At 65.7% G+C, this 17460-nt stretch carries 18 protein-coding genes; 10 read left to right on the plus strand and 8 right to left on the minus strand.

The genetic code is table 11. The features are described from left to right. The first annotated feature begins 17 nt into the window (after positions 1-17). Genes IEY38_RS02535 through IEY38_RS02545 form a run of 3 tightly spaced genes read left to right on the plus strand, consistent with a single transcriptional unit; the run spans position 18 to position 2391 of the window. The gene (locus IEY38_RS02535; protein ID WP_188975068.1) at positions 18-1100 is read left to right on the plus strand and encodes an ABC transporter permease; all 1083 of its coding nucleotides are present in this window, start codon (positions 18-20) and stop codon (positions 1098-1100) included. Continuing rightward, the gene (locus tag IEY38_RS02540; RefSeq protein ID WP_188975070.1) at positions 1097-2026 is read left to right on the plus strand and encodes an ABC transporter permease; all 930 of its coding nucleotides are present in this window, start codon (positions 1097-1099) and stop codon (positions 2024-2026) included. Before IEY38_RS02535 ends, IEY38_RS02540 begins: the two co-directional genes overlap by 4 nt. After that, positions 2026-2391 carry a DUF7268 family protein gene (locus IEY38_RS02545; protein ID WP_188975071.1) on the plus strand — a complete coding sequence of 122 codons (366 nt, stop codon included), beginning with the start codon at positions 2026-2028 and terminating at the stop codon, positions 2389-2391. Before IEY38_RS02540 ends, IEY38_RS02545 begins: the two co-directional genes overlap by 1 nt. On the opposite strand, the gene IEY38_RS02550 is transcribed toward IEY38_RS02545, so the two are convergent. Both IEY38_RS02550 and IEY38_RS02555 read right to left on the minus strand, forming a co-directional pair. Continuing rightward, a complete protein-coding gene (locus IEY38_RS02550) occupies positions 2383-3714 on the minus strand; it encodes a dihydroorotase (protein WP_188975073.1) in 1332 nt (443 codons plus the stop codon). The genes IEY38_RS02545 and IEY38_RS02550 overlap by 9 nt on opposite strands. A 24-nt stretch (positions 3715-3738) precedes the next feature. Beyond that, a complete protein-coding gene (locus IEY38_RS02555; RefSeq protein ID WP_188975075.1) occupies positions 3739-4422 on the minus strand; it encodes a lipoate--protein ligase family protein in 684 nt (227 codons plus the stop codon). A gap of 227 nt (positions 4423-4649) precedes the next feature. Between IEY38_RS02555 and IEY38_RS02560 the strand changes: the two genes are divergently transcribed. Beyond that, positions 4650-5504 (plus strand): hypothetical protein, encoded by an 855-nt coding sequence (locus IEY38_RS02560; RefSeq protein WP_188975077.1) that lies wholly within the window; start codon positions 4650-4652, stop codon positions 5502-5504. 68 nt (positions 5505-5572) lie between these two features. On the opposite strand, the gene IEY38_RS02565 is transcribed toward IEY38_RS02560, so the two are convergent. Continuing rightward, positions 5573-6145, minus strand: coding sequence for a cysteine hydrolase family protein (locus tag IEY38_RS02565; protein WP_188975079.1), 573 nt, complete (start codon positions 6143-6145; stop codon positions 5573-5575). 148 nt (positions 6146-6293) lie between these two features. Between IEY38_RS02565 and IEY38_RS02570 the strand changes: the two genes are divergently transcribed. Next, positions 6294-7754, plus strand: a complete 1461-nt coding sequence (locus IEY38_RS02570) for an Hvo_1808 family surface protein (RefSeq protein WP_188975081.1) — start codon at positions 6294-6296, stop codon at positions 7752-7754. Next, positions 7747-9102 carry an Hvo_1808 family surface protein gene (locus IEY38_RS02575; RefSeq protein WP_188975083.1) on the plus strand — a complete coding sequence of 452 codons (1356 nt, stop codon included), beginning with the start codon at positions 7747-7749 and terminating at the stop codon, positions 9100-9102. The genes IEY38_RS02570 and IEY38_RS02575 overlap by 8 nt, the downstream gene beginning before the upstream one ends. 7 nt (positions 9103-9109) lie before the next feature. Here IEY38_RS02575 and IEY38_RS02580 read toward each other — a convergent pair whose 3' ends face one another. After that, positions 9110-9907, minus strand: a complete 798-nt coding sequence (locus IEY38_RS02580) for a DUF3592 domain-containing protein (protein ID WP_188975085.1) — start codon at positions 9905-9907, stop codon at positions 9110-9112. Positions 9908-10041: 134 nt separating this feature from the next. Between IEY38_RS02580 and IEY38_RS02585 the strand changes: the two genes are divergently transcribed. From IEY38_RS02585 to IEY38_RS02595, 3 genes are all read left to right on the plus strand, one after another. Continuing rightward, positions 10042-11205: a nicotinate phosphoribosyltransferase gene (locus IEY38_RS02585; protein WP_188975087.1), complete on the plus strand. Its 1164-nt coding sequence runs from the start codon at positions 10042-10044 to the stop codon at positions 11203-11205. Positions 11206-11239: 34 nt separating this feature from the next. Next, positions 11240-11524 (plus strand): DUF6360 family protein, encoded by a 285-nt coding sequence (locus tag IEY38_RS02590; RefSeq protein WP_058994208.1) that lies wholly within the window; start codon positions 11240-11242, stop codon positions 11522-11524. A gap of 75 nt (positions 11525-11599) precedes the next feature. Further along, complete coding sequence (locus IEY38_RS02595; protein ID WP_188975089.1) at positions 11600-11899, plus strand: CPCC family cysteine-rich protein; 300 nt, start codon at positions 11600-11602, stop codon at positions 11897-11899. An 18-nt stretch (positions 11900-11917) separates the two neighbouring features. Here the strand turns inward: IEY38_RS02595 and IEY38_RS02600 are convergent, their stop codons facing one another. Continuing rightward, a complete protein-coding gene (locus IEY38_RS02600) occupies positions 11918-12772 on the minus strand; it encodes a ZIP family metal transporter (protein ID WP_188975091.1) in 855 nt (284 codons plus the stop codon). 180 nt (positions 12773-12952) lie between these two features. After that, a complete protein-coding gene (locus IEY38_RS02605; RefSeq protein WP_188975093.1) occupies positions 12953-14089 on the minus strand; it encodes a site-2 protease family protein in 1137 nt (378 codons plus the stop codon). Between the two features lie 98 nt (positions 14090-14187). Here IEY38_RS02605 and IEY38_RS02610 point away from each other — a divergent pair, with 98 nt between their 5' ends. Further along, positions 14188-14934: an MBL fold metallo-hydrolase gene (locus IEY38_RS02610; RefSeq protein WP_188975095.1), complete on the plus strand. Its 747-nt coding sequence runs from the start codon at positions 14188-14190 to the stop codon at positions 14932-14934. Positions 14935-14958: 24 nt separating this feature from the next. Here IEY38_RS02610 and IEY38_RS02615 read toward each other — a convergent pair whose 3' ends face one another. Together IEY38_RS02615 and IEY38_RS02620 are read right to left on the minus strand one after the other, a co-directional pair. Continuing rightward, entirely contained in the window at positions 14959-16254 is a 1296-nt protein-coding gene (locus IEY38_RS02615) for an NUDIX domain-containing protein (protein WP_188975097.1), read from the minus strand. 75 nt (positions 16255-16329) lie between these two features. Further along, the gene (locus IEY38_RS02620; protein ID WP_188975099.1) at positions 16330-17433 is read right to left on the minus strand and encodes an aminotransferase class V-fold PLP-dependent enzyme; all 1104 of its coding nucleotides are present in this window, start codon (positions 17431-17433) and stop codon (positions 16330-16332) included. Positions 17434-17460 lie beyond the last annotated feature (27 nt).

A 17460-nucleotide genomic window follows, 5' to 3' on the forward strand; every position in this document is an offset into this window, starting at 1 on the left:
TTCAAGAGAACTTTCGAATGAACTGGACACAGTCTCTTTTCAGGCTGGTCGAGCCGGTGGTACCGCCACGGTTCGTCATCAAGCGACTGCTGTTGCTCATCCCGGTGCTGTTCGGCGTGGCGTCGGTCGTCTTCGCGATTCTGCACCTCGCTCCAGGCGACCCTGCTATTGTTATCGCCGGCCAGCGGGCGTCGGCCGAACAGCTCGAGCAAATACGTGTTGAACTGGGACTTCGGCGGCCGCTCTGGGAGCAGTACCTGAGCTTCCTGTGGGACGCGGCACGATTCGACTTCGGCCAGTCCTACAGCATCAGCCGCGGGAACAGCGTCCGCTCGGTCATCTCGGACCGGCTCCCGATCACGCTCGAGCTCGCGATTTATGGCCAAGCAGCGGGCATCCTACTCGGCCTGCCGCTGGGCATCATCTCCGCAGTCAAGCAGGATTCGCTGACGGACCACGTCACCCGGATCGGGGCGCTAACGGGTATCTCGGTCCCGATATTCTGGTCTGGACCACTGCTCATCCTGCTGTTCTCGACGTATCTCGACGTGTTCCCGACCAGTGGCCGCATCAAATCGACGCTGTTTCTGCCTGATACTTGGACGCTGCTCGGCCGTGAGCTGCCTCTGACCGGGATGATAACTGTCGATACCATCTTGCTTGGGAACACTGAAGCGTTCCTTTCGGCGGCGCATCACCTGTTCCTGCCGGCGGTGGTCATCGGTGTCTACTCGACAGCGCTCATCTCGCGGATGATGCGCTCCTCGATGCTCGAAGTCATCCGTCAGGACTACATCCGAACCGCGCGGGCAAAGGGTCAGGGCGCGAAGATCACGCTGATGAAACACGGCTTCCGGAACGCGCTGATTCCGGTCGTCACCGTCATCGGTATCCAGTTCGGCACCCTGCTGGGCGGCGCAGTCCTGACCGAAACCGTGTTCGGTATCAACGGGATGGGGCTGACTATCGTCGACGCCATCAGCGCCTCGGACTACCCGGTGGTTCAGGGAACAGTGCTTACCTTCGCCCTGCTGTTTACGCTGGTTAATCTCTTCGTCGACATCACCTACAGCTACCTCGACCCACGGATTCAACAATGAGTACGGACACCGAGACACGGGGTACGCTGGGACGCCTGCGGGCGTCCCCGTTCCTCGCCGACTTGCTGACGAACCGCCTCGCCGTCGTCGGGCTGACGATTATCCTCAGCATGGCCGCTGTCGCCATCTACGCCCGCGTGACATACGATCTCGGCGCACTTGCCAGCTCACAGCTCGGCACCGAAATCGCTGACCGCGCACCGCCCGGCTGGCTCGGTCCCGCGCCCGCGAACCAGCAGTTGTTCGGCACGGACGCGGCGGCCCGTGACATCTACAAGCGGAGTCTGTACGGTGCGTGGCTGGCCCTGAAATTCGGGACGATCACGGTCGGGACCTCGACGACCGTTGGTGTCGGACTGGGGATTATTGCGGCGTACTACGGCGACGTGACCGACAACGTCATCATGCGGACGATGGACGTGCTGCTGGCGTTCCCGCCGCTATTGCTCGCACTCGCGCTGGTCGCCATTTTCCCGCGAGAGCTTGGACTCTGGCGGGCCGTGGCGGCGCTCGTGCTAGTGTACACGCCGCGGTTCGCTCGGGTCGTTCGGGGAGCCGCACTCAAAGTGCTCGAAGACGAGTATGTCGACGCCACGGTCGCGCTTGGCGCGACCGACCCGCGAGTTCTCGTCCGGCACATCCTGCCGAACACGCTCGCGCCGATCACTGTCCAGTCCACGCTGAACTTCGGGCTCGCCATCATCGACCTCGCGGCGCTGTCGTTCCTCGGATTCGGCGCACAGGCCGGGTCGCCATCGTGGGGCCTGATGCTGTCCCGCGGCGTCGAAAACGGCCTGCTGACTGGCGAGTGGTGGCTCTCCTTCTTCCCGGGCCTGTTCCTCGCTATCACCGTGCTGGGGTTCAATCTGCTCGGTGACGGGATGCGTGATGCGCTCGATCCGCGGATGCGCGACGCGATCGACTGATGGCACAGAGCGGTGACCCACCCCGACTCCGGCAGTACGTCGCAGTCCGGGCGCGACTCGTGGGGGGCGGGCTGGTCGTCGGCCTCCTGCTTGGTGGCCTCGGAATGGCGGGCTGGACGCTCTATACCGGAGATGCACGGTCGAGCGAAGCGACGATGTTCGCCCTCGGCGCGCTGGTGTTCGGCTTCGGTCTACTGGGCTGGTCCGGGTCGATACTCGCTGGCCGCGGCATCGAAGCCATGCAGGAACACATGGGCACGCGCCGCAATTGGACCGAGCGCGATTCGCGGCGAGCGATGGCCCGGCTCTGTGGCGGTGGCGGCGGGATAATGGTCGGGACGTCAATCGTCGCCGCGTTACTCTAGCCGCTCGCTGTCCGCGCCACGGACGTTCTCGCCCTGATGGTCGTAGAACACGTCCTCTTGAGCAGCGCTATCGTCAGCATCCAGCGCGTCGCCGCGCTCGTAGACGACCACCCCACGGACCATCGTCCACTCAGGGAATACCGCGTCGCGGCCCTCGAACGGTGTCCAGCCACGTTTCGAGTGGAGCGTCTCACCGCTGATCTCGCTCGTCTCAGTCGTGTCGACGAGCACGAGATCGGCGTCCTTGCCGGCCTCGATGGCCCCCTTCTGTGGCAGGCCGAACACGTCGGCGGGGTTGCGTGCGGTGAGATCCCGAACGCGCTCGTAGGTGAGCCCGCTATCCGGGTCACGGGCTTCCGCCAGTAGGAGCGGAAGGACAGTCTCGACACCGGGGACGCCCGACGGCGCGTCCCAGATGCTGGCGTCCTTCTCCTCGCGGGTGTGTGGCGCGTGGTCCGTCGCGATCATGTCGACGGTGCCGTCGACGACCCGCTCGTAGAGCTTCTGACGGCGTTTCTCGCGGCGCAAAGGTGGGTTCATCCGCCCGAACGTTCCCAGCTCGGAGAGGTCGCGCCGGGAGAGCAGTAAATGGTGTGGCGTCACCTCGGTCGTCATCCCGGCCTCACTGGCGATGTCGACCCCCTCCGGCGTAGACGTATGCGCGATGTGTATCGTCGCGTCGTGCTCTTTCGCGACGGCGCAGGCTCGCTCGACGGCCTTCGCTTCGGCCTTTGCAGTCCGGAACGCGCTCCAAGCGTCGGCGTCGTCGCGAGCCTTGGCATCGTCGTTGAAGTAGTCGGCGTCCTCGGCATGAACGGTGACAGGTACGTCGTTGTCGGTGGCAGCCTCCAGCGCATCCGCGAACAGGTCGGCCTCGATACCCATGTCGCCGGTCGAGTCCGCGAGGAACACCTCGCCGAGCGCGAACAGGCGACGGCGCAGGAGGACGTTCGGAATCCAGTCAGCCGTGACGCCACCGTTGATGCCCCAGTCGACGACGGAGTCGGCAGCGAACTCGGCTTTCTGGTCGAACGACTCGCCGTCGATGGTCGGTGGATCGGTGTTTGGCTGGTCGACGACAGTTGTGACGCCGCCGGCTGCCGCAGATCGGGACCCGCTCGCCCACGTCTCCTTGTGGGGGTAGCCGGGCTGGCGGAAGTGAACGTGCGCGTCGATCATTCCCGGAAACAGCCGCTTGCCGGTCGCTTCGATGACGTGTTGGTCGGACGCGTCGAGGTCGCGGCCGACCTCGACGATGGACTCGCCACGCACACGGACATCCCGTTGGTGGCCGTCCGGCAGCGTCGCGTTACGGATGAGCATACGCCCAGTCGACCGGGCGCACCCCTAAGTCTCTCGGATAGTGCTCACCGACACGTCGCGGCCGTCAGCCAGCGACCGCTCCAGCGCCGCGATGACCCGTTCGGGGTCGTCGGTCCCCCCGGCGTTGGCGACGCTCCCGACGCTCTGTGGATCGAAGGGAACGTCGAGTGCCTCGTAGATCGGAGCCAGCACCTCGGCGATAGCCTCGTGGTCCCGAACGACGACGATACCGCCGACAACAGCGACGGACTGGCGGACACGCTGGGCGAGCCCCGCAATTTTCCCGTCGGCCTGAACGGAGTGGCTCCCCGGACAGAACGCGGCGTCCGGTTCCCCAGTCCGGGCGGTGATACCGCGGTCGTCAAGCGCACGCTTCACAGCGGCTTTGGCCCACTCGTAGCGATCGTCGATAGTCCCTCGCGGGTCCTCGGTCGGGACGGCGAGGGAGAACGAAACCGTCGACCCGGTATAGGCGACTGCGCGACCCCCCACGGCGCGCTCGAGGACGGTGTAACCTCGGTCGCGAGCGGCCCGGCACGCCTGGTCGTAACCGTCGCTGTTCGCGTCCCGGCGGCCGAACGCGACCTGTCTGTGCGGTCGCCAAACTCGCAGGGCTGGCTCTCGGTCTTCGGCGACCGTCTCGGCCATCTCGCGGGTCCGTTCGAAGTCGGTTTCGGGATCGGCGGCGCGGCCCCGTAGCAGACGCATAGTCAGATTGTACGGACTCTCTGGTTAAAACGGTCCGCCAGTTCAGCAGACAGCTCCCTTTCAGCGGTGGATAGCGAACAGGCGACACATGGCCGTCGCGGCGGGACGTGTCGCGCACCCGCTGCCCCCGCCGCGGTCGTCGTCAGCGCACACGAAGCGGTGGCCCCGGCATGCGTTTTGAACCCTTGGACGACAGAGCCATACCGGTACACCCCTAATCGCTGTCGATGGCCATCACGATACCGCGGGACGTGCTCTTCCAGTACTACCGGTTCTCCTTGTACAATTCGCCGTTCGACGCCCACGACGAGGGGTGTGCCATCGACCTCTATCCCGACGGCGAGCGTGCGCCGTCACCGGTCGCCGGCGAGGTGCTGGACACGAAGACAGTGCAGGCCCCACCGAAGGCCTACGCCGCCGAGCACGACCACCTCATCCTGATCGATACCGGCGATACGGTGGCGCGGCTACTGCACGTCGACCCCGCTGTCGAACCCGGCGAAACGGTCGCCGTTGGCGACGACCTCGGAGCGCTGGTCCGGGCAGGCTTTTTCGCCCCGTGGGTTCCGAACCACATCCACCTCGGCTTCCGCGACCCCGACGCGAACCCCTACCGGGCATCGGGGTCGCTGCCGGTCGACGTGGCCGTCGACGTGACGCCGCTGTCCTGGGACGGGACCGGGACCGTCGTTGACGGCGGCGAAACGTGGGCCCGACTCGACGAACCTGCCCATCCGGCACCCGGTGACTCCTTCGTCGGCATCGCTAACGCTGTCGACGGCGACGGTTCGGGCGTTCTCGACGGCGGCTTGCCCCACTACTCGGGCGGTGGCTTGCTGTCCGGTGACGGGACAGCGGCCGCCGCTATCGCCGGAACCCGTGTCGGAACAGCTGAGGGCCGCACAGTCACATGGGACGACCTGACCGTGCTGGCAAACGGCGAACCAATAACGGGTATCGCACTGTTCTGTGGCCGCAAGCGCTTCGGCGCGAAGCTCGTCGGCGAGGCCATCGACCTCGCCGTCGGTGACGAGGTGCGAGTGAGTATCGAACGAGGCGCAACCGGCGACGACGCCACGTAGCTACGACTCCCCGTAGCGGTCGGCGTGGGCCTGCTTCGCTTGTTCGTAGTCTGGATCCTTACCCCAAGTCAGGCAAACATGAGGTCGTCGCGCTCAGTCAGTTCGCCGAACAGCCACTCGGCGTGGTCCAGTGCGTATTCGCGGTGCTCGTCCTCGATGTAGCCGACGGCGTCCTCGACAAGCACTGGTCGGTAGTCTCGAAGGCCAGCACTGGACGCGGTGTGGAGTACGCAGACGTTCGCGAGCGTGCCACAGATAACCAGATCCTTGACGCCGTGGGCGTCGAGCCATCCCTCCAGTTCCGTCTGGTAGAAGGCGTCGTAGGTGTGCTTGACGACGACAAGGTCCTCGTCCTGTGGGTCGAGTTTGTCGACGAGTTCGGCTTCCCACGAGTCTTCGACGACGTGTTCGCCCCACCGGTCGAACTCGTCGTAGTAGTGGGTGTCCTCGAACTGGTCGGGCGGATGCACGTCGCGGGTAAACACGACCGTCGCGCCGGCTTCGCGGGCACGGTCGACGAGGTCGGCACAGGGCGCGATGGCTGCTTCGCTGTCCGGTGCGTAGAGGCTTCCGTCGGGGTGACAGAAGCCGTTCTGCATATCGACGACGACCAGAGCGGTCTGCGCTGGGTCGAGTTCCATACGGGAACCTTGGCAGGGCGCGACTACGAAAGTTACTCCGAGGGTGGGGACCGGGCGGCACAAACAGGCGCACAAAGTCCTTCTGGCTGACGAATGTGCTCACGATGAGCGTGTGACTTTTCACTGTGGTAACCTACCGTGAAGGTAGATGCGCCGCCCTTTCGCCCTCGCCGTTCTCTGTGCCGTTGTGCTGTTACTTGCAGGCTGTCAGGCACCCAGTGTGTCGCCCGACCAGACGGAGTCGAGCAACGCCGACCTGACGCCAAGCGAACCCGCGACCGACTACGGGAACAACGACTCCGCCCCGGGAGCACCTGCGACGGACCGGTTGGGCTACGAGAACGGCTACTGGTACAACGAGTCGCTGTCAGTAACGACCGATGACGGACTGAACGAGACGGAGCGGGACGCCGTCGTCGCTCGGACAATGGCCCGCGTCGAGCGGATTCGCGGGCTGGAATTCGAGGAGACAGTGCCGGTCTCCGTCGTCTCGCGAGCCGAGTACCGCAACAACACGGGCGGCGGCGAGACCGGCGATTCGCTGCGTCGGTTTGACAACGCGAAGTTCGAGGCGCTGTTTTTCATCGGCGAGGACCGCGACTCCATCGCCGTCCAGAACAGCAACCGCGGGGAGAGCGTGCTGGGCTACTACAGCAGCCAGCGCGGTGAGATCGTCATCGTCAGCGAGTCGGAGACGCCGACGATTAGCCGGGGGACGCTGGCCCACGAACTCGTCCACGCCCTGCAGGACCAGCACTTCGGGCTCGAAAGTGACGCGCGGACGCGGGATCAGGTACAGGGTCGGAACGGCATGGTCGAAGGCGATGCCGTTGCTGTCACCCAGACCTACACCGACCGCTGTGGCGAGGCATGGCGCTGTATCGACAGGCCTTCCCAGAGCGGCGGTGGCGGCGGTGACCGCCACTTCGGTATCAACTTCATGCAGTATTTCCCCTACAGCGACGGGCCCGGCCTGATCGGAGATCTCCGAGAGCGCGGCGGCTGGAGCGCCGTCAATGACGCCTACGACGACTATCCCGACGGGGCCGCCGAAGTTACCTATCCCGGGCGCTACCCCGAATGGGAACCCGATTCAGTCTCGCTTGCGGACCGGTCCAGCGACGACTGGGAGCGGGTCAGACCATCGACCGACCGGGGCCGGCCCGACTACGCTGTTGTCGGCCCGTCAGCCATTGCGGGGTCGATGGCGTACACCATCGCCGACGACTACAACGAATCGAGCGTCGTCCGGACGCGAGATGTCATCAACTACGAGGACGGGTCACTGGACAGCGACGACCCGTACAACTACGACCTGCCCGCCACCGGCGGCTGGCAAGGCGGCCGGATGCACGTCTACGACAACGGCGACGAGACAGCCTACGTCTGGAAAACGACCTGGGCCAGCGAGGCCGACGCTCGTGAGTTCGCCGACGCCTGGACGGCGGTCATCGCTCACTGGGGCGGCACTCGAACCGCGGAGGGCCACTGGGTTATCGAAGAAGACAGTCCCTACACCGACGCTGTTTCGGTCAGGGTCGACGGACAGACCGTCACTGTGGTGAACGCACCGACAGCCGACGAACTGAGCGAGGTCCACGATGCGTAAGGAACTGCTCGTCGCGCTGGCGGTCGTCCTCGCGGGCTGTACAGTCCCGTCCTTCGGCGACAGCGACCACCCCGAGACGCCGACCGGCGAAGACACCATCGGCTACGAGAACGGCTACTGGTACGACGACTCGGTGTCGGTGACGACCGAGGACGGACTGAACGAGAGCGAGCGGGAGGCTGTCGTCGCCCGAACGATGGCCCGCGTCGAGCAGGTCCGCGACTTGGAGTTCAAACAGTCGGTCCCAGTGTCGGTTATCTCCCGGGCCGAGTACCAGAATCGCTCGGGGGGCAACGGCAGCGGCGGTAGCAGCCGTCCTCAGGACCCCTGGAACGACCAGGTGTGGGAAGCGCTCCTGCTCATCGGCGAGGACTCCGGCAGCAGCGACGAAATCGACGACACGCTTTCGACGACGGTCCAAGGGTACTACTCCCCGAGCCGGGACGAAATCGTCATCGTCAGCCCGACGGAGACGCCACAGATCGACCGGCGGACGCTCTCACACGAGCTCGTTCACGCCCTGCAGGACCAGCACTTCGGGCTAAACGGCTCCGCGAAGACCCAGGACACACAACTGTCACGGCAGGGCGTCACCGAGGGCGAGGCCAACTACGTCCGCGTCCTCTACGAGCGACGCTGTGGTGACGGCTGGGGCTGTATCGCGCTCCCGGACCGGACCAGCGACGACGGAAGCGACAACGGCGACAGCGAGAGTCAGGAGCCGAGCTACAACGAGGGGCTGTTCACGGTCCTCTACCAGCCCTACGTCACCGGGCCGCGGTTCATTGACCAGATGCGCTCGGACGGCGGTTGGGACACCGTCGACGCGTTGCACGGCGACTTCCCCGACAGCACCGAGCAGGTGCTCCACCCGGAGAAGTATCCAGACGAAAAACCAGTGAACGTCAGCGTCGCGGACCGCTCGAACGAGGAGTGGAGTCGCTTCGACCACGACCCGGTCGGCGATACGGTCGGAGAGACCTCGATTTACGCGATGATGTACCACAACAGGCAGACCGAGGGCGACCGCTACAGCTACGAGAGCGAAATCCCGGCTGGCTGGGGCGGTGACCTCATCGTGCCCTACCGCAACGGCTCCGGCGGCTACGGCTACGTCTGGGAGACTCGCTGGGATACCGAGGAAGACGCGAAGGAGTTCGAACAGGCCTACCGGGCGGCGCTGACCCAGGAACACGACGCCAGCCAGCCCCGCAGTAATGTCTACGTCGTCCCAGCAGACGACCAGTTCAACGACGCGTTCCGCGTGGTCCGATCCGGCAAGACCGTCCGCATCGTCAACGGGCCCAAGAGCGGTGACTTGGACGAGATCCACCGTGCCGAGGGGTGAGCAGGCATCAGACGAAGCGGCGGTACGCGAAGCGACCGAATCCCACGACTGTGACGATGGCCGTCGCGTACGCGGTCAGGTCGTGTGGCGGTTTCGAGACGGCAAGGTAGATGCCGACGGTTCCGAGCGCGGCGAGGCCACAGAGCATCCAGAGGACGACGGCCCAGCGGCTGCCGACCGGCGCATCCGAGTCCGAGTCGCCGCCTTCTGACTCGCCGGCTGCGGCGTCGCCACGGTCGAGAATCCGCGTTGGGTCGTCGGGGACCCCGTCGTCGGTGTCGGGCGTGGAGAGCGGGCCCCGTTCGGTCTGGTTCAGCGGAACCTTCGACAGGACGAATCGGAGCCACCGCGTTCGCGGCGTTAGTGCGTCACCGAGCAGCAACAGCCCGAGCGCGATCAGAACCCCAGCGGGGAAGAAATCGAAGCGCTGGGCGAGATAGGCGACGCCGGGGGAATCCGGGTCATAGCGGACGGTGACCGACGACCCCTCATCGTAGTTCGACAGCACACGCGTGGCGCGGTCCCGCTGGTTCGTGTCGGTGTCGGTGCCGAACGCGATGTCACGACCGGTGTAGGTCCGGTCCTCGACGCGGTAGGTGTAGGTGACGTTCGGCCGGAAGTTCCGATTGCCCCCCAGCGTAGGTCGACTGATCTCGGTGTAACTGTCCATCTGTGCGCTCTCAACCGTTCCCGTCGTCGCGGCATAGCTGGTGGCCGTCCGATACTGCGAAACACCGAGGATGGTCCCGGAGGCGAGCAGCGCGAGCGCGAGGAGGAGGGCGACGGAGCGGCGGGGGCTGAGCACGTTCGACGGGTACCGATTGCGGCGTGGAAAACGTTACGAGGCTCCCACCGCTTCAGCGGCGATGGGCGCTGGCAGTGATCGCTCGTGACCGCCGACCGGACCGCTTTTTCCCTCGCCCGGCCGAACACAGGACAATGACCGAGGAGTTCGATATCGTCTCGTCAGAGGCGATTCGCGAAGGGCGGGCGACCGACGCCTACTTCGACCGGACGATGGAAGCGCTGGAACACGCGGGCAAGAACCCGGACGTGGTCGCCGAGGTGACGGCGAACCAGTTCGCGACGGGCCGCTGGAAGCTGCTGGCGGGGCTGAAAGACGCCGCCGAGTTGCTCGAAGGACGGGGCGTCGACGTTGACGCGCTCCCCGAAGGACAACTGTTCGACGGCGGCCCGGTGATGCGAATCGAGGGGTCCTACCGGGAGTTCTGTCGCCTGGAGACGGCGCTCCTTGGCTTTCTCTCACACTCGACCGGTGTCGCGACGCGGGCACTGGAGGCCCGTCACGCCGCACCGGAGTCGACGGTGCTATCCTTTGGCTCACGCCACGTCCACCCCTCTATCGGCGCGATGGTCGAGCGGTCGGCGCTGCTGGGCGGGCTCGACGGTATCTCGAACGTCGCTGCGGGCGAGGTTATCGGCCGGGACGCTGGTGGGACGATGCCCCACGCACTCATGATCTGTTTCGGCCGCGGCAATCAGGAAGAGGCGTGGCAGGCGTTCGATGCCGCCGTCCCCGAAGAGACGCCCCGCATCGCGCTGACGGACACCTACAGCGACGAGGCCGACGAAGCGCTCCGTGCGGCGGAGGCTGTCGATGACCTCGCCGGTGTCCGACTGGACACGACCGGGTCCCGGCGCGGGGACTTCCGCCACATCGTTCGAGAGGTACGCTGGACGCTGGACGCCCACGGCCACGAGGACGTGGACCTGTTCCTCTCTGGCGGCCTCACCCCGACGACGCTCCGGGAGCTCCGGGATGTGGCTGACGGCTTCGGCGTCGGGAGCTACGTCGCCAACGCCGACCCGCTGGATTTCGCGCTGGACATCGTCGAACTGGACGGCGAGCCAGCGGCCAAGCGGGGGAAGCTCACGGGCAAAAAGTCCGTGTACCGCACTGCCGACGGCGGCCACCACATCGGTCTGACCGACCGCGACGGGCCGGCAGACGCCGAGTCGCTACTGGAACCACTGATTCGTGACGGGGAGGTCGTCAGGGAGTTCGACCTCGATACGGCCATCGACCGCGCGGCGGCCGACGCCGAGCGAGTCGGCTACGAGGGCGTCACCGCCGAGGAGTAACGGGCGTTAAGTCGCCGGCCTGCAAATACGGGGTATGGTCGACCGTATTATGAAGGTCAACGCGTACACGACCTTCGACCTGCTCGACGGTGAGGTAGAAGGCCACGGCTTCGAGGAGGAGGCCCTGGCCGTGCTGAACGTGACTGCGCCGCGAAAGAACCCGGACCACGTCGAACTCCAGCTAGAGATGGACAACACCGACCTCGACGCGGTGAAGCCACACGCTGACTCGGTGACGCTGTCGGCGGCCCAGGCCCGCGAACTGGCCACTGAACTGGAGGAGTACGCGGAGAAAGTCGAAGACGCACAGTCGGAGTAGTCTGTCCGTCGCAGCGATAATCATGCATCGCCCCGGTTCGGTAATTCTATGGTGTGAAGACACATACCACAAAATATGTCAACCGAGACGCCCGGAAATCCAGCCGCACGGGAACTGGGCTATTGCCCGTGCTGTGGCTACCAGACACTCCCGGAGGGCCGACCCGGGTCATACGAGATGTGCCCGGTGTGTCACTGGCTCGACGACCCGATCCAGTTCGGCGATGTAGAGTTCGTCAGCGATACGAACCACGTGTCACTGACCGAGGCACGCGAGAACTTCCGCGAACACGGAGCGTGTTCCCCCGACGAGGCCGGGGACTGTGAGGAGCCCACAGGCCTCGACCGCGACCCGAACTGGCCCTACGAAGAATAGTGGACACGAAGACAAGACTCAGGCTGCAAGCGCGATATCCAGATACAGCATGATGATGACGCCGGCCATCAGGCCGAGCGTCGCGACGCGTTCGTAGCCGCGCTGGTGCGTCTCGGGGATTATTTCGTCGGAAATCACGAACAGCATCGCGCCCGCCGCAAAGCCCATCGCGTAGGGCAGCAGCGGTTCGATGGCCACGACGGCAACAGCGCCGAGTACCGCGAGCGGGATTTCCACGACGCCGGAGCGAATCCCCGAGAAGACGGCGTAGAGCCGCCGGTCCAGACCCGCGTTGATTGCCGCGACGGAGACCGCCAGGCCCTCGGGGATGTTCTGGATGCCGATGGCGAGCATCAACGAGAGCGCGCCGCCGATCTGGAGCGGGTCGCCGGCGGCCGCGCCGAAGCCGACGCCGACGGCCAGCCCCTCAGGGATGTTGTGCAGCGTGATCGCGAGGATGAACAGAATGACGCCCGTCAGTTTCGACTCATCAACCGAGAGGTCCTGACTGGGGTTGGCCGCGTCCGACCGGCGGCTCCCGGTCAGGAGGTAGTGGGCGTGTGGGACGAGGCCGTCCGCGCGGTCGAGGAACAGCGCCCCCAGCCCGACGCCGACGAGCGTCGGAATCGGATTTCCGCCCGAGTACTCCTCGATGCCGGGGATTATGAGGCTCGTGAACGCAGCGGCCAGCATCACGCCAGCAGCGAAGCCCAGCGCCGTATCCAGCGCCCGCTCCGAGGGGTCACGCCAGATCAACACGAGCGACGCCCCGAAGAGGTTCATCGTCGCGATGATGACCCCGCCGACGAGGCCGTTTATCAGCGGATCGGTGCCGACGAGGTCGACAAACAGGTCGACGAACCCGGATTGCATTGTCCAGTAGTGTACGTCGGCCCCTCTTGGGTGTACCGGCAGTCAGAAGCGGTCATCTCTGGTTCTGGTGTCGTCCCCGCGCAGAATAGGAAAACCCCCTCGGTTCGCTCAAGTTGTACAGTCGGCTTCAGGTAGGGCCTTCTAGTTGGTAGCGGCTATATTCGAGCGAGTAAACGCTGTTTAAAACGGATCCGGCGATTCGACGAGCCGACGCATCTCCATCGCACTGGAGAAGTCGTCCCGGGAGACCACACGGGTTCCCTCAGGGCCGTCGACGAAGGCGGCGGTAGCTCTGGCAGTATCAAGTTCGACGAGCGCGTCGAACGCAGCCGTTTCCGAGGCAAAGCGTGGCAGGTCGGTGTCCATCAGGTCGGCCACGGTGTCGGCTTCGCGTTCGGCCGTCGAGAGTTCCCTGAAATCGCCGACCGTGACGACGCCGACCACATCGCCGCCACGCGTGACAGCGAACTCTGTCCGCCGATCAGCGAACATCCGGTCGACGAGGTCCTCGACGCTGGCATTGGCCTCGATAGTCGCATCGAGCGGGCTGGCCACGTCATCGACAGTCAGCCCCTCAAGCAGCGCTGCCAGCGCGACGGTGCGGGACTCGCTCGACGCGGCGCCGTAGACGAACAGTGCAAGTAGTAGCAACATCGGGCTAACCGAGATGGCGCCCACGACGGCGAACAGCACGGCGAACCCGGTGCCGATCCGAGCGGCGATACGAGTGGCCGTCGCGTAGGGCCGCGTTCGTGCGAGCAGCGCCCGGAGCACGCGGCCGCCGTCCATCGGGAACGCTGGCAGCATGTTGAACACGGCGAGAAAGATGTTCGTGACGGCCAGCCAGCCGATAACGAACAGCGTCACCTGGGCGCTCGCCGGCAGGGCAAACAGTGCAGCGTAGCAGGCCAGTCCGGTCAGAATACTCACGGTCGGGCCGGCAAGCGCGATGGCGAGTTCCCGGTTCCACTCTTTGGGCATGGCTTCGAGGTTAGCGAGACCGCCGAGAATCCAGAGCGTGATGGACTCGACCCGGAGGCCGTAGCGCATCGCCGCCCAGGCGTGGCCCAGTTCGTGGAGAGCGACGCTGGCGAACAGGCCCACGGCCGCGGTAGTACCGATGAGCCACGGGGTCTGGCCCGCAGTCAACACCGTGCTGTCGAGTGTCTCACCCGACAGGGCACTCACGATGCCGGCGTACGTTTCGATCTGCGCCCCGCTGCCGATAATCCAGGCCAGCACCGGCAGGAAAATCAGCAGTGAAACGTTGACCCGTATCGGAATCCCCCAGACCGTCGTGATGTGGAAGTTTCGCACGGGCAGGCAGACGAACAGTGGCCGGGTATATCTTCTGCCTGGGGGAGGACGGAAGTGAGTAGCGGCCTTATTCAGGGTGTAGCGCGTACCGACATCCAATGACAGTTCGACACGACGGGCTGACCGTCGACTGGCTGGGGTACGCGACGCTCCGGTTTGCCGGCGACGACACAGTAGTGTACGTCGATCCGGGCCGGTACGGCGTGCTCACCGGCGAGTGGGAACCCCACACGGACGGCATCAGCCATCCACCGAGCAGCGACTACCGTGCGGAAGACGGCGACGTTGTCTGTGTGACTCACGTCCACCACTACGACCCGGACGGTATCGAGCGCGTGGCGAGCGAGGACGCGACGATCGTCGCCTACGAAGGTATCGACGAGCGCGTTGGCGACCGGGACCTCCCGCCACTATCCTCGCTGCCGTACGACGTTGTCGAGGTCGGGATGAAATCACAGACGACGGTCAAGGACGTGCCAATCTGGTCGACACCGGCGTACAACGAACCGGACGGACGGCATACGCTCCCCGACGGCACGCCGTATCACCCAGAGGGGTTCGGCTGTGGCTTCATGATCGCTGTCGAGGGGACCAGAGCCTTCTATCCGGGGGATTCGGATGTCCTACCTGGCCACCGGACCCTCGAGGTATCGCTACTGTGTCCGCCCATCGGCCCGCGGGCGACGATGGACCGCCACGAGGCCGCCGCTCTGGCCGCGACTATCGACCCGGATCTCGTGATGCCAGTCCACTACAACACATTCTCCAACCTCGAAGCCGACTCCCGTGAGTTCGCCGCCGACGTGGCCGAAGCCGGCGTCCCGGTCGTGCTAGACGAGCACTGAGCGAGCGCCTGCCTGTCTCGGATATCACCGGTGCTCGGGCCATTCGCTCCGGTCTCGGTGGGCGTCAGCGATCTCCTCGATATCAGTCGTCTCCAGAACGCCGCGCTCGGTGACGACCGTCACTGCCGACGCCGGCGTCACGTCGAAGGTCGGGTTCGATACGGCCATATCGGCGTCGCCGGCGTACACCTCCTGTGGCTCCCGCTCCTCTCTGTCCCACGTAGCGCGTGGCGCGATCTTGTCCGTCGCACACACCGCGTAGCAGTCCACGTCCGCAGCAGCCGCCGAAAGGGCCGCCGAACGGGTCCCGACTTTGTTGACCACGCGACCGTCCGGAAGAACGCGGTCGGCACCGATGACGAGCGTCTCGGCGGTCCAGTCCTCCAGTGCGTAGCCGAACGCCGCGTCGGTCGTCAGCGTCACCGCGGTGCTAGCAGCAAGCGTCTCGGCGACACCAATGCCTTCACCGCCAGGCCGTGACTCGGCGACGAGCACGGCCTCGGGAGCAGCGGCGTCGACCACTGTACAGACTGTTCCGGATCGAGAGAGCGTCGCGATGCGGTCACCGACGTGCTCAGCGGCGACAGCCGCGGCGACTCGGTCGGCGGTCACCGCGTGGTTCAGCGTCTCGGTCGCAGCCTGTTCGACGGCCGTCGGCGATTCGTCGGTGACGGCGGTCATCGCTCGGTTGATCCGGTTGGCGACGACGACCATCGAAGGGCGGGCCTCGCGGATTTCGGCGGCGACGGTGGCGAGCGCGTCCCAGTCGTCGCCGTCCCGCTCGGCCGTCTCCAGGTCGTCGCTCCGTCCGGCATCGGCCAGAGCGGCTTCGTCACGTAGCACCTCCAGTGCCCGGAGCGAGAGCCACGCCGAGCCGTGGGTCCGGTCCTCGCACACAGTCGTGATCCGCGGGCGAACGCGGTCCCAGGAGGTCCACAGTCGCGGGACCGTCTCACGAGTCAGTATTTCCGGCGGGTGGACCCATGCGGTCTCGGTCGTCTCCTCGTTCGTCGCGACCGTTCGGGCCTCGCAATCGAACAGGAACGGATGGACCCGCCAGCGGACTCCGTGATCGGTGTCTTCGACCTGAAACGATCCGCCCTCCCGGACGAGCGTCACCGCGTCGGCCAGTCCGGTCTCCTCGTCGATTTCGGTCCGCGCAGCCGTCTCCGGGTCCCGATCACGCCCGGCATCGTCGGCGACGTGTCCCGCCACCCCGCCCCACTGGCCCTGATACGAGCCGACTGCGTCGCTCCGGCGCAACAGCAACACCTCGCCTTCGCTTCGCAGGAAGCATGTCACGACGGGGCGTGTTTCCATGCGAGGAGGAACGGCCGGCCACGGCAAGAAAGTCCGGGGCTGTGACGCCAGTCGTATCGGGGCGCGCCGTGGGCGCTATAGCGCGTCGAGCAGGCGGTCGATGTCGTCGGCTGTATTGAACGCGTGGACCGACGCCCGGAGCGCCTCGGGGTGGGGGAGTGACCTGATGATGATACCGTCAGCCGCGAGTCGTTCGACGGTCGCTTCGGGGTCGTCGGCGGTGAAGGTCACGAGTCCCGACTCGTAGTCGCGGGGACTCAGCAGTCGGTCGCCGAGGCCGTCCTTGAGCCGGTCGGTCAGCCGTTCGACACGGGGCTGGATCGTGTCGAACCCGACGGCCTCGACCGTTTCGATGGCGTTCGCGAGCGCGACGTAGGGGACCGGTGAGGTAGTTCCGACCTCGAAGCGGCGCGCGCCTTCGTAGTATGTGTATCCGTCAGCACTGGGGTCTTCGACGCTCCGGTAGCCAATGCGAGTCTGGCGCATCCGGCCATACGCGTCCGGGTCGACATAGAGAAACCCGCCACCCCAGACGCCCAGCAGCCACTTGTGCCCCGCCGCGGCCACGAAGTCCGCGCCCCATTCGGTCACATCGACCGGGTGTTGCCCGACGGACTGGACGGCGTCGACGAGTACCTGTGCGCCGGCGTCGTGGGCTACATCGACGACATCCGAAACCGGGAGGTTAGTCCCGTGGGTCCACGAGAGGGAACTCAGCGTCACCAGTCTGGCGTCGGCCACGGCGTCTTTCACGTCAGCCATGTCGAGCCGACCACCCTCGGTTTCCAGTACGCGGACTTCGACGTCGTGGGTGTCGGCCAGTCGGTCCCAGGGGAGCGTGCCGGCAGGGTGTTCGAGGTCGGTCCGGACGACCACGTCACCGGGCCGCCAGTCGATAGCCCCGGCGACCATGTTGACCCCATCGGCGGTGCTGCGGGTGAACGCAACGTTAGCGGCGTCGGTCCCGATATGGCTGGCGACAACTTCACGGGCCGCCGCGATAGCGTCCCACGCAGCCGTATACGGTCCCTCATCCGCAGGTGCATCGAAGGCATGGTGTTCGAGAAACGCCGTCGCAGCGTCGACCACAGGGCGCGGTGTCGGCCCGCTTGCCCCCGTGTTGAAGTACGTACACCGTTCGAGTGCCGGAATCGACGCTCGGAGCTCGGCTGGGTCCATATCCGTTGTGATGCCCCCCGACGCCTT

Origin of the sequence: Haloarcula sebkhae (assembly GCF_014647415.1) — an archaeon.
GTDB lineage: Archaea > Halobacteriota > Halobacteria > Halobacteriales > Haloarculaceae > Haloarcula > Haloarcula sebkhae.

Coding starts and splice junctions, on each gene's coding strand:
- IEY38_RS02535 (WP_188975068.1), top strand. CDS start 18: ATGAACTGGACACAGTCTCTTTTCAGGCTGGTCGAGCCGGTGGTACCG.
- IEY38_RS02540 (WP_188975070.1), top strand. CDS start 1,097: ATGAGTACGGACACCGAGACACGGGGTACGCTGGGACGCCTGCGGGCG.
- IEY38_RS02545 (WP_188975071.1), top strand. CDS start 2,026: ATGGCACAGAGCGGTGACCCACCCCGACTCCGGCAGTACGTCGCAGTC.
- IEY38_RS02550 (WP_188975073.1), bottom strand. CDS start 3,714: ATGCTCATCCGTAACGCGACGCTGCCGGACGGCCACCAACGGGATGTC.
- IEY38_RS02555 (WP_188975075.1), bottom strand. CDS start 4,422: ATGCGTCTGCTACGGGGCCGCGCCGCCGATCCCGAAACCGACTTCGAA.
- IEY38_RS02560 (WP_188975077.1), top strand. CDS start 4,650: ATGGCCATCACGATACCGCGGGACGTGCTCTTCCAGTACTACCGGTTC.
- IEY38_RS02565 (WP_188975079.1), bottom strand. CDS start 6,145: ATGGAACTCGACCCAGCGCAGACCGCTCTGGTCGTCGTCGATATGCAG.
- IEY38_RS02570 (WP_188975081.1), top strand. CDS start 6,294: ATGCGCCGCCCTTTCGCCCTCGCCGTTCTCTGTGCCGTTGTGCTGTTA.
- IEY38_RS02575 (WP_188975083.1), top strand. CDS start 7,747: ATGCGTAAGGAACTGCTCGTCGCGCTGGCGGTCGTCCTCGCGGGCTGT.
- IEY38_RS02585 (WP_188975087.1), top strand. CDS start 10,042: ATGACCGAGGAGTTCGATATCGTCTCGTCAGAGGCGATTCGCGAAGGG.
- IEY38_RS02590 (WP_058994208.1), top strand. CDS start 11,240: ATGGTCGACCGTATTATGAAGGTCAACGCGTACACGACCTTCGACCTG.
- IEY38_RS02595 (WP_188975089.1), top strand. CDS start 11,600: ATGTCAACCGAGACGCCCGGAAATCCAGCCGCACGGGAACTGGGCTAT.
- IEY38_RS02600 (WP_188975091.1), bottom strand. CDS start 12,772: ATGCAATCCGGGTTCGTCGACCTGTTTGTCGACCTCGTCGGCACCGAT.
- IEY38_RS02610 (WP_188975095.1), top strand. CDS start 14,188: ATGACAGTTCGACACGACGGGCTGACCGTCGACTGGCTGGGGTACGCG.
- IEY38_RS02615 (WP_188975097.1), bottom strand. CDS start 16,254: ATGGAAACACGCCCCGTCGTGACATGCTTCCTGCGAAGCGAAGGCGAG.
- IEY38_RS02620 (WP_188975099.1), bottom strand. CDS start 17,433: ATGGACCCAGCCGAGCTCCGAGCGTCGATTCCGGCACTCGAACGGTGT.